The organism is Streptomyces sp. NPDC017991 (assembly GCF_044328075.1).
Classification (GTDB): domain Bacteria; phylum Actinomycetota; class Actinomycetes; order Streptomycetales; family Streptomycetaceae; genus Streptomyces.
On sequence record NZ_JBIRGP010000001.1, the window covers coordinates 37,941 to 52,695 of the forward strand.

Here is a 14,755-nt window from a genome sequence, read left to right on the forward strand (position 1 = left end):
GGGTGCGTCAGGCGTGGGCGGAGGATAGCTGGATGAGGGCGTCGGCGGCGGGGCCCTCACCGGAAGAGCTGCCGCGATCACGAGTCGGTTCTCCGCGTCCACAATGACCTGCACGTTCGCGTAGTAGCGGCAGTTGCGGCTGGACGCACCCACGTGCCGGTCACGGACCGGGACCAGCCCTCCGTCCCGGCCAAGCAGGGTGCCGTACCCGCCCCACTCCCGCCCCGCCCCGCCCCGCCTTCAACAGCCGTGCAAATTGCGTCACCCGCAGCCCCGTGAACGTCTCCACCCACACCGCTCAGCCCTCAACACCTCAGCCATACAACGGAGATGACCAGCTCACGGCCTTGCGCCACACCCTTCAGGCTGAACCCGGCACACCTGCGCACCCCCTCCGGCGAGGCCGGGACCGGTGACAAGGGAAATGAGGATCACGCCCCAAGGGCCGGTATCCGGTGTACGCATGGCCGGCACACACTCCCCAACCGCCGCCCCGCGAGTCATGGCTCGACATCAGGGTCAAATGCCGTTAACGACGAGTATCACCACGTCCACACCGAGGAACCCTCGACGTCTCGTGCCTTCGGCAGCCTCTCCCTCGGTTCGCAGCCAACAAGCCATTAGACGACTGGTCTACTTTGGACTATGCTGACTCACAACAAGTCGCTGCACGCAGTGCCGACGCACTTCGGAACACCCGCAAACGCTCAACCGATCAAGGCTCACAGGAGACCCGTGGCTCGACGCAGACGTCAGGCCGAGGTGCGACACCGCTCGCGTCTCGACTCAGCGAGTACTCCCCGCTGAGCTGCTCATCACGCACGACCACCGAGCGTCAACTGATCGACACCCCTCACAGATGGCAGGCACTGAATGATCCATTCCCAGGCATTCAAGGTTATCGACGATCTCTACACGGCCTACGCGGAAGGCGACTTGGACGCCTTCTACAAGGATCTGTCTTCCGATCTCGTATGGGTCGAATGTGAGGGCTTTCCAACCCCTGGAGTGTTCCGGAGCAAGGAAGAAATCGTCGACAATGTCTTCAGCGTTCTGGCGCGTGACTGGATCCGATGGGACTACCAGCTCGAACAGCTCATTGATGCCGGTGAACGCATCGTCGCAGTCGGAACCTACCGCGGTACCCACAGCACCACCGCCAAGTCCTTCAGCTCCCGAGCCGCGCACGTGTGGCATGTCGTCGACGGAAAGATCACTCGATTCGAGCAGTTCGCAGACACACACCTCATACAGAAAGCCATGACCGATCAGTGAGGTTTCCAGGGTGGAGTCGGTGGTGTGAGGGTCAAGCCGGTGGCGGTGAGGCAGCCGTCGATCGGATGGGGCCCGAGCTGGATCCTGCGCAACTCCCGGCGGAGGACACGGTCCAGGTCATCGGGTGCATCGAAGGCGGCGTTGCGTGCGCCTTTGAGGAGGAGGTGGTTGCGGGGCCGGTGGACAAGACGGCTTTCCATGACGGCGAATCCGGACCCGTCCTCGAAGGGGATCCGGGCCCCGTGGGCCGCCGCGAGGCTTTTACCCTCGGCCACACCTCCTCCTTCCACAGTTCGACGGCGTGTTCGTCGCGTTCAAGTGCTCTGCGGGCGGGCACCTGCCATGACCAGCCAGCCGTGCCGTTTCAACAGTCGCCACATCAGTGACGGTCGGGGAGTTGGCCGGGCCCGCAGAACGCAGGGCCTCCATGCCGCCCTCGACGGCAAGAGGCAGGTCAATCCCGTCGGCCTGCCGCTCGGGTGAGGAAGTCCGGCGTCTGGCGGACAACCCGGCGCCCGTACACGTCCTCGATGATGGATTCGAAGTGTCCGAGGTGGCGGAGCATGGTGCTCTCGATCTGTTCCGGCTCGCCGCGCTGCAGCGCGGCGAGCGTTTCCTCGTGTAATGCGATGCCGGCCGCGTAGTCGTCCGGCGTGCGGAGCATCATGTCGTGCACGGCCTCCAGTTGCCGCATGAGGCCGATGAGGGTGCGTTCCAGGTAGGGGTTGTCCGCGGCGCTCCACATGGCGCGATGGAAGCGTGACTCCGCCTGTGAGGCCTTCAGCAGATCGTCGCGGTGCGTCCTGAGCAGATCGATCGAATGCTGCATGTCGGCATAGTGCTTGGCCGTTGCCCTGAGCGCGGCAAGCTGTGCCACCCGGGGCTCCAACGTCCGCCGGGCCTCCAGGAGGCGGAACACTTCGTCGGCGTCGGGGGCCTCGGCAGGGGTTTTGAGCAGGTCGTCCGGTATCCAGATGGAGGTCACCTTCGCCTGGCCCGCGCGTCCGGTGCCGTTGCGCAGTACTTCCGCCTCACTCAGGCGGTCGAGGGCCTGGCGCACGGTGGGCCGGGAGACTTCCATCTGCTCTGCCAGGGCCCGCTCCGAGGGAAGGGTGTCCCCCTCGCGCAGCTGGCCGCTGTGAATGCGGTCCACGATCTGGTGAAGCACGCTCTCGACGACGCTGCGGCTCCGAACGGGCAGAAACTGGTCCACTAGTACTCCATTATTGGTAACAAGGCCTTGCCATTAATGGTCAGTATAGCTAACGTCGAGTTGAGCCGCCTCCCCCACTCGGCCACTCCTCGCAGTCTTTTGTCGCCCCTGCCTCCGCCAGACCTCTCTGCAAGGTCAGCAGCCGCGACCAGAACCGATCGGAGATCTGCCATGACTCCACATTCCGGGGACAGAACCTCGCCCACGAGCAGTCCCACACAAGTGACCGGTGACGGTGCACTGGACTCGCGCCAGACCACCGACGACGCCTACCTGGCAGAACTGGGCTACAAACCGCAGCTCAGCAGGAAGCTGGGACAGTTCTCCGCATTCGCTCTGCAGTTTGGCACGATCGCCCCCATAGGCGGCATCGTCTTCACCTTCGCCGTCGGCCTGGTCGCTGTCGGTCCCGCAATGTTCTGGCCATGGGTCGTCGCGGGCGGCCTGCAGATGCTCATCGCCCTGTGCGTGGCGGAGGCGTGTTCCGCCTACCCGATCGCAGGCGGGGCATACAACATCGTCTCCCGGCTCGGCGGCGCCTTTCTGGGGTGGCAGACCGGATGGTGGATCGAGCTGGCCCACATCTTCTCGCTGGCGTCCTCCTGCATCGCCCTGGTGCCGGTCATACTCGCCTGGTTCGGTGCGTCGGTGGGGCACTGGGGCCTGGTGGGCGCCGCCGCGGGACTGATTCTGATCTCCACCCTGATCAACGTCGCCAGCGTCAAGTTCAGCACCAGGTTCGTCAATGCCGGCGTGGTTGCCACCCTGATCGCCTGCGTTCTGGTGTCCGTCGGAGTCGTGGCCGCGCTCGTCTTCGGCGCCGACCCTGTCCATGGCGCCGACTACTTGTTCACCACTGAGGGCACGGTCAAGGGCTCGATCCTCCTGCCCCTGATGTATGCGGCGCTGCTGCCCTGCATCGTGCTGAACGGCTTCGACGTGAGTGGCAACGCCAGCGAGGAGACCAAGGACGCGGCGCGCACCGTCCCCCGGGCGATGGTGCGAGCCAACCTTGGCTCCTACGGCTTCGGCACGGTCGTCATCCTGCTGCTGATCCTGGCGATGGGCCGGGTCGGCGACACGCTGGCCAGCGTGCAACCCGTTACCTTCATCCTCGACCCGGTGCTCGGCCACGGTCTCGCCAAGATCTTCGAGGGCCTGGCTGTGCTGGGACTGTTCGTCAGCGCGGTGGTCCTCCAACTGGCCGGCGCGCGGGTGTTGTGGGCCCAGGCCCGCGACAACAAGCTGCCCCTCGGTTCGCGCTTCAGCAAGCTGAACAAGGAGCACGTACCCGCCTTCGCGGTGTGGGTCACGGCCGGCCTGGCGATTCTGTCGACGCTGTGGAGCTCTCTGTACGTGGTGCTCATCGCCATGACGGTGGTGCTGTGGGTGACCGGCTACGGCGTTCTGCTCACTGTCATGTGGCTGGGCAAACTGCGCGGCACCGTGCCCACCGCCGCCTTCCGCGTGCGGGGCTGGCGGGTCATCTTCCCGCTCACCATCGCCTGGTCGGTGCTGCTGTGCGTCGTCCTCATCTACCAGAACCCCCGGCAGGTGGGGCTGGGACTCCTGATCGCCTTCGTCGCCGGAATCGTCGTCTACGCGCTGGGCCCGGCACGCCACGGCGGGCGTCACACAGCCCGCTCCGCACCCGTGGAGCCGGACTCGGCCGCCGAACACTCCGCGTGATCAACCACACCAGCAGTACGAATGAGGGAGTACAGCAGTCATGAGCACCCCCACCATCGAGCTCACCTGGAACTTCATTGGCGGCAAGCCGACTCGGGCGAGTGCCGAAGGCGTCCTGCCCGTGGTGAACCCGGCCACCGGCCGGCAGTTCGGGGCCGTGGCAGCATCGAATCCCGCCGATGTCGCCCTTGCCGTCGCGGCGGCGAGAAAGGCGTTCCCGAGCTGGGCGGCCACCAGCCCCGCCGAGCGCTGTCAGGCCCTGCATCAGGTGGCCGACCTCCTTCAGGCTCACTTCGACGAGCTGGCCGAACTGGAGTCGGTCAACGCGGGCAAGCCCATCTCGGCGGTGCGCGATGAGGAACTGCCTGGTGTCATCGATGCCGTACGGCTCTTCGCGGCCACCGCGCGCAGTCTCCCCGGCATCGCCGCCGCGGAGTATGTGCCGGGCAACACCTCGTTCATCCGCCGGGAGCCGGTCGGGGTCGTCGCCGGGATCACCCCGTGGAACTACCCGCTGCTCCAGGCCGTCGCCAAGGTGATTCCGGCGATCGCCGTCGGCAACACGGTCGTCCTCAAGCCGGCCGAAGCCACTCCGCTGACGACATTGCGGCTCGCGGAACTCGCCGGCCAGGTCCTGCCGCCGGGCGTGCTCAACGTCGTCACCGGAACCGGCCGAGAAGCCGGCCAGGCCCTGGTGACCGACCGGGCGGTAGGGATGGTGTCGTTCACCGGATCGGTTGCGGCCGGCTCCGCGGTCGCCGCAGCGGCGGCCACCGGTCTGAAGAAGACCGTGATGGAACTGGGCGGCAACGCTCCCGCCATCGTCTTCGAGGACGCCGACCTCCACCAGGCGCTGGACGCCCTGCTGGTCGGAGGGCTCTACAACGCCGGCCAGGAATGCATGGCTTCCAGCCGCATCCTCGTACACCGCTCCATGTACGAATCGTTCGTGGACGGTCTTGTCGAGCGGGCCCGCGCCACAGTCATCGGTGACTCGCTCGATCCGGCGACGCAGCTCGGTCCCTTGATCTCGCAGGCGCAGCGCGAACGCGTGGAGGGCTTCCTCTCCCGGCGCAGCACCGTCGCGCGGATCGCGACAGGTGGCACACGGACGGACGCACCAGGGTACTTCCTGGAACCGACCGTGGTCGTCGGGGTGGAACAGGAGGACGAGCTGGTCCAGGAAGAGATTTTCGGCCCGGTGTTCACCGTCCAGCCCTTCGACGATGACGACGGCGCGCTGCGCATGGCCAACGACACCCGCTACGGCCTGGCCGCCTCGGTGTGGACCCGGGACGTCGGACGCGCGTTCCGCATCACCAACCAGCTCACCTCCGGAACGGTGTGGATCAACAACCACCTGGCGTTCGGCCCCGACCTTCCCGTCAGCGGTCACGGAGATTCCGGCTACGGCGTCGAGAACAACCTCCTCGGCGTCATCGAGTTCACCAAGATCAAGCATGTCGCCGTCAACAACACCTGACCGACAGCACACAGCACTGGGCGCAACGACGGTGCGACACTACAGAAACGGATGCGATTTCCATGGCTGTCTTCTCCGGCGTCCACGCCGCGCTGCTGACTGCGTTCGACGCCGACGGCGCGCTTGACACCCGTGCCACAGCGGCGCTTGCCACCGACCTCGTCGACCGCGGCGTGCACGGCCTGGTCGTCAACGGCTCCACCGGCGAATTCGCCTCGCTGAACACTCAGGAGCGTCGACTCAACCTGGAGACCGTCATCGCGGCGGTGGGGGAACGCACCCAGGTCACCGCCCAGGTCGGAGCCATGACCACGGCGGACGCCGTAGCCAGCACCGAGCACGCCCTCAAGGCCGGCGCGGTCGCGGGCATGCTGGTGCCCCCCTATTACGAAGCCATCGACGAGCGTGAGGTGAAGGCGTACTTCCGGACCGTCGCGCAGGTCGGTCTTCCCCTGATGGTCTACAACAACCCCAGCGCCACCGGCTGGTCCATGCGACCGGAGTTCATCGCCGAACTGGCGGCGATCGACGGCGTGCGGTTCTTGAAGGACACCACCCCCGAGGTGGGCCGCCTGTTCCGCATCCGGCAGTTGTGCGGGGACAACATCGAGATCCTCAGCGGGCAGGACTCCGTCGCCCTCGCCGGCTTCCTGGCCGGCGGAGCGCAGGCCACCGTATGGGGCGCTGTCAACGCCGCGCCCGAGGCCTGCGTACGGTTGTGGGAACTGGCTGTCGTGGATCAGGACGCCGAGCGGGCACGCGAGTTCTGGCAGCACCTGTACCCCCTCACCCATTTCTTCGAGACCCACGGCTACGCGCAAGCCGTCAAGACGGCGACCAACCTGCGGGGCATCGACGTCGGATCACCCCGCCTCCCGGCCCTGCCGGTCGAACAATCCGACATCGACGAACTCCGGCAGCTTCTGAGGCTCGCGAACGAAGCTGTCGCGCAGTTCGACCGTCCGGTCGCCGCACAGTCCGCTTAGAGACCAATGGGACGCCCGAGAGGGAGAGAAACCATGAACGAGTCCCCTGAGGCCCACGCCGGCCGTCCGAGCGAACCCGCGGACGTCCTCATCATCGGCGCCGGCCCGTCCGGTGCCGTGGCCGCCCGCCATCTGACCGAACACGGTTTCCGCGTGGTCTGCCTGGAGCAGGGTGACTGGGTCAACCCGACCGAGTTTCCCGGCGACAAGCCTGAATGGGAGTTGCTGTCGCTGCGCCGGTGGCACCACGACCCGAACGTCCGCCGACGTCCCGCCGACTATCCGTGCGAGGTCAGCGACTCCGACATCCATCCCGTGATGTTCTCAGGGGTGGGCGGCAGCTCCCTGCTGTACGGAGGGCACTGGATGCGGCTGCTGCCTTCCGATTTCCGCACCGCCACCCTCGACGGCGTAGGCGACGACTGGCCGTTCACCTACGAGGACCTCGCCCCGTACTACGACCGCGTCGACGCTCAGGTGGGCGCCGCGGGCATGGAGGGTGACCCCGCCTACCCGCCGGGCTGGGCCCCTCCGCTGCCGCCCCACCCGATCGGCAAGATCGGCAAGCGAGCGGCGCGGGGCATGATCAAGCTGGGCTGGCACTGGTGGCCGGCGGTCAACGCCATCGCCTCCCAGCGGCACGGAAATCTCGCCCAGTGTGCGCGGATCGGCTCGTGCGAGACGGGCTGTCCGCAGGGTGCCAAGGCATCTTTCGACCTCACCCACTGGCCGATCGCCCTGCGCCGAGGTGCCCGGCTCATCACCGGGGCCCGGGTACGGGAGATCCACACCAACCGGCAGGGACTGGCGGACGGAGCCTTCTATCTCGACCGCGAGGGAGCGGAGCACTTCCAGCGAGCCGAGGTCGTGATCGTGGCCGCCAACGGAGTGGGCACACCCCGGCTGCTCCAGCTCTCGGCCTCCAGCCGGTTTCCGAACGGTCTGGCCAACTCCTCCGGCCTGGTCGGCAAACGTCTCATGCTGCATCCCAACGCAGAGGTCACCGGCATCTACGACGAGGACATGGACAGCTGGCTCGGCCCGGCAGGACAGTCGGTCTATTCCCTTGAGTTCTACGAGACCGACGTCACACGGGGCTTCGTACGCGGAGCCAAGTGGCAGGTCATGCCCACCGGAGGACCACTACGAGCCCTGTCGATCCACGGCGGTGCCGACTTCGACGAGCACTGGGGCGCGCCGGTCCACGAGAACATGCGCTCGACCTTGGGACGAGCGCTGCAATGGGGCATCAACTCCGAGGATCTCCCCGAGGAGTCGAACACCGTCACCTTGGACGAGAAGCTGACGGACTCCGACGGAATCCCGTCCCCGAAAATCAACTACACCATCTCCGAGAACACCCGACGGCTGCTGCGCTTCAACCTCGACCGCGCTCACGAGGCTCACCAGGCCGCCGGGGCCGTACGGACGGTGGAGACCCCGCTGTGGAGCGACCAGCCCGGTCACCTGTTGGGCACTGCCCGCATGGGCAGTGACCCTGCGAGCTCGGTCGTCGACCAGTACGGGCGTGCCCACGACGTCCCCAACCTGTTCGTCGTCGACGGCAGCGTATTCCCCACGGCGGGAGCGGTGAATCCCACCGCGACGATCTGCGCAATCGCCCTGCGCAGCGTCGAGCACCTGGTGCAGCAGGCCCGCGAGCAGGAGGTACCGCGATGAGTCTCACCTCCCCACAGCACGCGACGCTGCTGGCGTTCGCCGGCACCCTGATCCCCGCCGGAAAGCGGGAACCGGCGGCCGACAAGGTCCTTGCCGACGGCTACTGGCTGGGCCGTGCCTTCGCCGCCGAACCCCGCTTCGAGGCGGTGGTCGCCCAGCTCTGCGACCGCCTCCACGGTCAGGACCCGGCGCCCGCCCTACGGACACTGGCCGAGGACCACCCGGACGAGTTCGACGCCCTCACGACCGTCGTGGCGGGGGCCTACTACATGGCACCCGAGGTGCGGGGCGCTATCGGCTATCCGGGACAGATCCCTCACCCCGCGAGCCTCACCGAAGCGGTCGACGACCTCGAAGAGGAACTGATTGCTCCCATGCTGGCGGGCGAACGGCGCTACCGGCCGACCCCCGATGCCCGCGAAGAGAGGCCGACATGAGCAGTGTGACGTGGGTCGAACCGGCTCAGTTCATCGGCGGCCGCTACCAGGACGGGACCGGCACCGAGCAACTCGTCGTGAGCGAGCCCGCCTCGGGCGCTGTCCTCACCTCGTTCCCCGCTGCCACCGCCGAGGACGTGGACAGCGCGGTCCGCGCGGCACGCCTCGCCTGTCCCCAGTGGGCCGAGGCCGGCCCGGCGGAGCGCGCGAGCGCCATCGGACGGCTGGCGGCCGAACTGCGCTCCGTCGCTGACGAGCTGGCGGACACCGAGACTCGGCAAGCCGGGAAACCGATCAAGCTGAGTCAGGAGTTCGACGTTCCGGGCAGCATCGACAACGTCGAGTTCTTCGCCGCGACGGCACGGCATCTGGAGGGCAAGGCCGCTGGGGAGTACTCACCCGACCACACCTCATCGATCCGCCGAGAGCCCATCGGCGTGGTCGGGTCGATCGCGCCCTGGAACTATCCCCTGCAGATGGCCGTATGGAAGATCCTCCCGGCCATCGCCGCCGGAAACACCATCGTGCTCAAGCCCTCCGAACTCACCCCCCTCACCTCTTTGATGCTGGCCGAGGCCGCGACTCGCGCCGGTATTCCGCCGGGCGTGGTGAACATCGTTACGGGGTCGGGGAGAACGGCAGGCCATGCACTGGTCAGCCACGAAGGCGTCGACATGGTGTCCTTCACCGGCTCCACCGGGGTGGGCCTGGGTATCGCCCGCGCGGCCGCCGGCAAACGGCTGCACCTCGAACTCGGCGGCAAGGCGCCATTCCTGGTGTTCGACGACGCGGACCTGGAGGCAGCCGTACATGGAGCGGTCGCGGGCGCGCTGATCAACACCGGCCAGGACTGCACCGCCGCCACCCGTGCCTACATTCAGCGCCCCCTGTTCGAACAGTTCCTCAGTCACACCGCAGACCTCATGGCAGGCGTGCGGCTGGGTGACCCACTCGATCCGGGCACCGACCAAGGGCCCCTCATCCACGTGGCCCAGCAACAGCGTGTGGCAGGTTTCGTCGACCGCGCACGCTCCGCAGGCGCCAAGATCCTCCACGGTGGGTCCGCTCCGGGCGGTGACCTGGCACACGCCCCCTACTACCGGCCCACACTGGTCACCGGCGTCTCGCAGGACAGCGAAATCGTCCAGTCCGAGATCTTCGGCCCCGTCCTCGTGGTCCTGCCCTTCGACACCGACGACGAGGGCCTCGCCCTGGCCAACGACACTCCCTACGGGCTCGCCGCATCGGCCTGGACAACCGACGTGTACCGCGCCCAGCGCGCCACGCGGGAGCTGCGGGCCGGATGTGTGTGGATCAACGATCACATCCCGATCCTCAGCGAGATGCCCCACGGCGGCTACAAGGCCTCCGGCTACGGCAAGGACATGTCCGCCTACGCCTTCGACGAATACACCAACGTCAAGCACGTGATGTCCGACATCACCGGCGTCGCCCGCAAGGACTGGCATCGCACGGTCTTCGGAGACCGGTCGAGCCTGACTTCTCCCGCCCACCCGCAGTAGGACAAGGAAGGCCGCCATGCGTTGGAAGAGAGTCCTGAACGTCGTCGACTGTCACGCCGAGGGCGAGGTGGGCAAGGTTGTCGTCGGGGGCATCGGTGACGTGCCCGGCGAGACCATGTTCGACAAGAGGGTCCACCTGGAGACCAAGGCGGACCATCTGCGCAAGCTGCTGCTGTTCGAGCCGCGCGGTGCGGCGGTGCACAACGCCAACATCGTCCTGCCCTCGCGTCACCCCGAGGCGGACATGGGTTTCGTCATCCTGGAATCCACCGAGTATCCGGCGATGTCCGGCTCCAACACCATGTGCGTGGCGACCGTGCTGCTGGAGACCGGCATGCTGCCGATGACCGAACCGGTCACCGAACTCACCCTCGAAGCTCCGGCGGGACTGATCAGGGTGCGTTGCGAATGCCGGGACGGCAAGGTGCTCAACGTCCGGCTGACCAACCAGCCGGCGTTCGTCTACCATCTGCAAGTCCCGGTCGAGGTACCCGAGTTGGGCACCCTCACCGTAGACATCGCCTACGGCGGCATGACCTACGTGCTGGTCGACCACAAGGCTCTCGGGCTGCAACTGGTCCCCGACGAGGCCCGCGACCTGTGCCGGCTCGGCCAGGCGGTCAAACAGGCCGCCGCCGAGCAGTACACGGTGGAACACCCTGAGAACAGCGCGATTCCCGGCATCACGCAGACGCTGTTCGCAGGAGACCTACACAAGGAACCGAGCAAGGACGGCGGACTTCCCGTCCTGCGGTCCCGCAACGCCGTGGTGGTCTCACCCGGACGCATCGACCGGTCGCCCTGCGGTACCGGCACCTCGGCGCGACTGGCCGTGCTGCACGCCAAGGGCCGGATCGCCCCCGGCCAGACTTTCCTCCACGAATCGATCATCGGCACCGTCTTCGACAGCCGGGTCGAACGGACCACCACCATCGGCCCGTACCAGGCTGTCGTACCCAGTGTCGCCGGTGGGGCGTGGATCACGTCGCTCAGCCAGCTGGGCCTGGACCCCACCGATCCCTTTCCCGAGGGCTACACCCTGTCCGACACCTGGCTGCGTGCCCTGTGACTCTCGCAGGCATCTGAAAGGGGCCATCATGAGCCTGAGAATCATCGTCCTGGTGAAGTACGTGCCCGATGCCGCGGGCCCCCGGAGCTTCGCCGACGATGCGACGACCGACCGTGAGGCAGCGGACGGGCTGCTGTCGGAACTGGACGAGTACGCCGTCGAACAGGCGCTGCGGATCGCCGAGGCCGACGCCGGCACCGAGGTCACCGCCCTTACGGTGGGGCCGGAGGACGCCGAGGCCGCCTTGCGCAAGGCACTGTCCATGGGAGCGGACAAAGCCGTGCACGTCACGGACACGGCCATCCACGGCAGTGACGCCCTGGCCACCTCCGCGATCCTCGCCAAGGCGGTCGAACAGATCGGCTACGACCTCGTCCTGCACGGCATGGCCTCCACCGACGGCGCCATGGGTGTCATGCCCGCACTCATCGCCGAGCGCCTCGGCATCCCCCAGATGACCCTGCTGACCGAGGTGGCGGTGGAGAACGGCACGGTCAACGGCCGCCGCGACAGTGACAGCGCCACCGAGCATCTCCAGACGTCCCTGCCGGCCGTGGTCTCGGTGACCGACCAGTCGGGCGAGGCCCGCTATCCGTCGTTCAAAGGCATCCTGGCGGCCAAGAAGAAGCCCATACAGACGCTGGACCTCGCAGACCTCGGCATCGAGGCCGTCCACGTCGGGAGCGTCGGCGCCTGGAGCGCCGTGGAGACGATCACCGCCCGGCCCCCGCGTCAGACCGGCACCGTCATCAGGCACGACGAAGACGCAAGCCGCCAACTGGTCACGTTCCTACAGACGAACAGGTTCATCTGACCCGCCCCCACGACACTCTCACGGAGACAAGCGCAATGGGTACAGTCCTCGTCCTCATCGACCACGCAGACGGCCGGATCCGTAAACCGGCACTCGAACTGCTGACCATGGCCCGGCGCCTGGGCACCCCGATCGCCGTAGTGCTGGGCGCCGGGTCCTCCGCCGCAGAGGTCGCCGACGCAGCGAGCGAATACGGCGCCGCCACGGTGTACGTGGCCGATGCCCCGGAGTTCGCCGACTACCTGGTCGTTCCCCACGCCGACGCGGTGGCTCAGATCGCCCGAACCACCGACCCCACCGCGATCCTGATCACCTCCTCTCCGGAGGGCAAGGAAATCGCCGCGCGCCTGGCTGTGCGCCTGAGTGCCGGGCTGATCACGGACGCCGTGAACCTGGAGGCCGACGACAACGGCCCGCTGGCCATCCAGTCGGTCTTCGCCGCCACCTACGCGGTCGCCTCCCGAGTCACCCAGGGCACCCCGGTGATCACCGTGAAGCCGAACGCCGCGGTCCCCGAACCCGCGGCCACCACCTGCCGGATCGAGCACGTGGCAGTCGAGTTCTCACCCGCCGCCACGGGCACCAAGGTCGTCTCCCGCACTCCGCGCACCACCTCTGGTCGTCCGGAACTGACCGAAGCCGCCATCGTCATCTCCGGCGGTCGCGGGGTGGGCGGCCCGGAAGGCTTCAAGGTTGTCGAGGACTTGGCCGATGCCCTCGGAGCAGCAGTGGGGGCCTCCCGCGCCGCAGTGGACGCCGGCTGGTACCCGCACGCCAACCAAGTCGGCCAGACCGGCAAACAGGTGTCACCACAGCTCTACCTCGCCGCGGGCATCTCCGGTGCGATCCAGCACCGCGCCGGTATGCAGACCTCCAAGGTCATCATGGCAGTGAACAAGGACCCGGAAGCACCGATCTTCGACCTGGCCGACTACGGCGTGGTCGGCGACCTGTTCACCGTACTTCCCGAGCTCACCGACCAGATTGTCGCCCGCGAGACCTGACGACCCCGGCCAGCAAAAGGAAGAGACCCACCGTGAAAATCTTGCTCGTCGGTGCCACCGGCAGCCTTGGCACAGCCCTGCACGCCACGCTTGCGAAGCGCGGGCACGAAGTGATCGCAGCGAGCCGTTCCCACGCCGACGCTCCGGTGGATCTCACTGATCCCGCCAGCATCCAATCGCTCTTCGAGCGAATCCGCCCCGTCGACGCGGTGGCATGCGCAGCAGGCAGTACCCCGTACAAACCGCTGATCCAGCTCACTCGCGACGACTACTTGTCAGGCTTCCTCAACAAAGCACTCGGACAGATCGAACTCGTCCGCCTGGGACTCTCTGCGATCGCACCGCGCGGCTCGTTCACCCTGGTCACCGGCATCCTGTCACGCGAACCGATCGTCACCTCAGCGGCCGCCTCGGCAGCCAACGGCGCGGTGGAGGCGTTCGTGCGCGCGGCAGCCCTCGAAACAGCCCCGATACGGGTGAACGCGGTAAGTCCGAGCGTCATCACCGAGACGCTGGACAAGTACGCCACCTTCTTTCCCGGCTACGAGTCAGTCTCCCTGGAACGCGTTGTCCAGGCCTACATCCGGTCGATCGAGGGCAGCGAAAGCGGCCGGATATTCGAAATCGGCTGATCGCCCCCTCCCCCAGGGCCGTCAGCTCCGTTCTGTTGTCGCCCTGCTCATCTCCTGCCACCACGTACCGAACGAACATCGTGATCGTCGGTCAGTCCGCCCGATCCGTTCGTTTCTCTGAAAGCCGGGCCATGGCAACCGGATATACCGATCCACAGCGTCGCGAACGCATCCTCGCCACGACGCTCGAACTCATCGCGCAGGAAGGCATCGCCGGCGTCTCGCACCGGAAGATCGCGGCACGCGCAGGCGTCCCGCTGGGCTCAATGACTTACCACTTCCACGGCATCGACGAGGTGCTGCGCGAGGCGTTCCGACACTTCACCGACCACATCGTCGCGCTGACTGATACGCACCTCACGGAATTGGCAGACCAGGATCAGGCGAGGACTGCCGTGGTCGACCTCATCCATGTCCTGTCCGACGGAACCCGCCGAGACTTCGTCCTCATCCAGGAGCTGTACACCTTGGCCACCCGCGAGGCCTACTACAGGGAACTCGTCCAGCGGTGGACGGCCCACACCCGTAGCCGCCTGGAGGCGCACTTCGACCCGGATACCGCCTGCCAACTAGACGCACTCATCAAGGGACTCGCCCTCCACCGCTCGTTGCTCACAACGCCCCACGACAGCGCACTCACCTTCGACGCTGTCACCCGTATCACCACCATCCGAGGGGGCGGGGTGGCGGGGGGACGCCTTGAACGGCCGCGAAACACAGAACCGAGCAACGCCCGCGACGAGTGAGCTGAACCTTGGTCTCCTGCGCACTGCCGGGTACGACGGTCATGATTACGATCTTGAGCTCGGAGTCTGTGTCGGTCAGGACGTGGCAGTTCACCATGACCGGGCCGACACCGACGCCAACGCCGACTGACCGACGAGGCATCCCACCGAAGGCGTCCTCCTGCTCCTGTCCCTGTGGCAGACTCGCGCGGCCACGTGCCGCAG

Annotated in this window: 14 protein-coding genes and 2 pseudogenes; 12 read left to right on the plus strand and 4 right to left on the minus strand. The window is 67.0% G+C overall.

Annotation, left to right across the window (positions count from 1 at the left end; genetic code table 11):
- Positions 1 to 57: 57 nt before the first annotated feature.
- Positions 58 to 321: pseudogene (locus ACH4DZ_RS00185) on the minus strand (IS5/IS1182 family transposase); the annotation flags it as partial.
- 552 nt (positions 322 to 873) lie between these two features.
- Here ACH4DZ_RS00185 and ACH4DZ_RS00190 point away from each other — a divergent pair.
- Positions 874 to 1,275 carry a nuclear transport factor 2 family protein gene (locus ACH4DZ_RS00190; RefSeq protein WP_398284595.1) on the plus strand — a complete coding sequence of 134 codons (402 nt, stop codon included), beginning with the start codon at positions 874 to 876 and terminating at the stop codon, positions 1,273 to 1,275.
- Here ACH4DZ_RS00190 and ACH4DZ_RS00195 read toward each other — a convergent pair.
- The 3 genes and pseudogenes from ACH4DZ_RS00195 to ACH4DZ_RS00205 all read right to left on the minus strand — a co-directional run bounded on the left by ACH4DZ_RS00195 (position 1,269) and on the right by ACH4DZ_RS00205 (position 2,488).
- Entirely contained in the window at positions 1,269 to 1,550 is a 282-nt protein-coding gene (locus tag ACH4DZ_RS00195) for a hypothetical protein (protein WP_398285481.1), read from the minus strand. The genes ACH4DZ_RS00190 and ACH4DZ_RS00195 overlap by 7 nt on opposite strands.
- Positions 1,481 to 1,652: pseudogene (locus ACH4DZ_RS00200) on the minus strand (winged helix-turn-helix domain-containing protein); the annotation flags it as partial. The pseudogene ACH4DZ_RS00200 and the gene ACH4DZ_RS00195, both read right to left, overlap by 70 nt.
- A 77-nt stretch (positions 1,653 to 1,729) precedes the next feature.
- Positions 1,730 to 2,488, minus strand: a complete 759-nt coding sequence (locus tag ACH4DZ_RS00205) for a FadR/GntR family transcriptional regulator (RefSeq protein WP_398284596.1) — start codon at positions 2,486 to 2,488, stop codon at positions 1,730 to 1,732.
- A gap of 222 nt (positions 2,489 to 2,710) precedes the next feature.
- Here ACH4DZ_RS00205 and ACH4DZ_RS00210 point away from each other — a divergent pair, with 222 nt between their 5' ends.
- From ACH4DZ_RS00210 to ACH4DZ_RS00260, 11 genes are all read left to right on the plus strand, one after another.
- Positions 2,711 to 4,177: an APC family permease gene (locus ACH4DZ_RS00210; protein WP_398284597.1), complete on the plus strand. Its 1,467-nt coding sequence runs from the start codon at positions 2,711 to 2,713 to the stop codon at positions 4,175 to 4,177.
- A gap of 40 nt (positions 4,178 to 4,217) precedes the next feature.
- Entirely contained in the window at positions 4,218 to 5,660 is a 1,443-nt protein-coding gene (locus ACH4DZ_RS00215; protein ID WP_398284598.1) for an aldehyde dehydrogenase family protein, read from the plus strand.
- Between the two features lie 62 nt (positions 5,661 to 5,722).
- Entirely contained in the window at positions 5,723 to 6,646 is a 924-nt protein-coding gene (locus tag ACH4DZ_RS00220) for a dihydrodipicolinate synthase family protein (RefSeq protein WP_398284599.1), read from the plus strand.
- Positions 6,647 to 6,679: 33 nt separating this feature from the next.
- Complete coding sequence (locus tag ACH4DZ_RS00225) at positions 6,680 to 8,326, plus strand: GMC family oxidoreductase (protein ID WP_398284600.1); 1,647 nt, start codon at positions 6,680 to 6,682, stop codon at positions 8,324 to 8,326.
- On the plus strand, positions 8,323 to 8,763 hold the full coding sequence (locus ACH4DZ_RS00230) for a hypothetical protein (RefSeq protein ID WP_398284601.1): 441 nt from the start codon (positions 8,323 to 8,325) through the stop codon (positions 8,761 to 8,763). The genes ACH4DZ_RS00225 and ACH4DZ_RS00230 overlap by 4 nt, the downstream gene beginning before the upstream one ends.
- On the plus strand, positions 8,760 to 10,286 hold the full coding sequence (locus tag ACH4DZ_RS00235) for a gamma-aminobutyraldehyde dehydrogenase (protein ID WP_398284602.1): 1,527 nt from the start codon (positions 8,760 to 8,762) through the stop codon (positions 10,284 to 10,286). Before ACH4DZ_RS00230 ends, ACH4DZ_RS00235 begins: the two co-directional genes overlap by 4 nt.
- A gap of 16 nt (positions 10,287 to 10,302) precedes the next feature.
- On the plus strand, positions 10,303 to 11,355 hold the full coding sequence (locus ACH4DZ_RS00240; RefSeq protein WP_398284603.1) for a proline racemase family protein: 1,053 nt from the start codon (positions 10,303 to 10,305) through the stop codon (positions 11,353 to 11,355).
- Positions 11,356 to 11,383: 28 nt separating this feature from the next.
- Positions 11,384 to 12,169, plus strand: a complete 786-nt coding sequence (locus tag ACH4DZ_RS00245; protein WP_398284604.1) for an electron transfer flavoprotein subunit beta/FixA family protein — start codon at positions 11,384 to 11,386, stop codon at positions 12,167 to 12,169.
- 35 nt (positions 12,170 to 12,204) lie between these two features.
- Complete coding sequence (locus ACH4DZ_RS00250; RefSeq protein WP_398284605.1) at positions 12,205 to 13,173, plus strand: electron transfer flavoprotein subunit alpha/FixB family protein; 969 nt, start codon at positions 12,205 to 12,207, stop codon at positions 13,171 to 13,173.
- Between the two features lie 32 nt (positions 13,174 to 13,205).
- Positions 13,206 to 13,805, plus strand: a complete 600-nt coding sequence (locus tag ACH4DZ_RS00255; RefSeq protein ID WP_398284606.1) for a short chain dehydrogenase — start codon at positions 13,206 to 13,208, stop codon at positions 13,803 to 13,805.
- 131 nt (positions 13,806 to 13,936) lie between these two features.
- Positions 13,937 to 14,551: a TetR/AcrR family transcriptional regulator gene (locus tag ACH4DZ_RS00260; RefSeq protein WP_398285430.1), complete on the plus strand. Its 615-nt coding sequence runs from the start codon at positions 13,937 to 13,939 to the stop codon at positions 14,549 to 14,551.
- The last annotated feature ends 204 nt before the right edge of the window (positions 14,552 to 14,755 follow it).